The organism is Nocardioides malaquae (genome assembly GCF_015070385.1).
Taxonomy (GTDB): Bacteria; Actinomycetota; Actinomycetes; order Propionibacteriales; family Nocardioidaceae; genus Nocardioides; species Nocardioides malaquae.
Genome location: NZ_JADCSA010000246.1, coordinates 1 through 293 on the forward strand (window position 1 = coordinate 1; position 293 = coordinate 293).

Genomic DNA, 293 nt, shown 5'->3' on the forward strand with positions numbered 1-293 from the left:
GCATCCGCTTCGCCTCGACCATCGCTTCTTCACGACTGGCGTTCTGATGCAGACGAATTGATTCGGCAATCTGTTCACCCACAGTAAATACCGGGTTCAGCGATGTCATCGGCTCCTGAAATATCATCGCCATATCCGCACCGCGAACATGGCGCATTTGTGCAGCGTTCTGCTCGCTAAGTTCAATCACTTCGCGACTGCGCCGCTGCAACAGCATTTTATCGCACTGTACTAAACCGCCCGCCTGTTCCAACAGGCGCATCAATGCCCACGCAGTCACTGACTTACCGGAG

1 pseudogene is annotated in these 293 nt (G+C 54.3%); it reads right to left on the reverse strand.

From position 1 onward, the window contains the following. A pseudogene (locus IEQ44_RS15690) lies at positions 1 to 280 on the reverse strand (hypothetical protein); the annotation flags it as partial. Positions 281 to 293 lie beyond the last annotated feature (13 nt).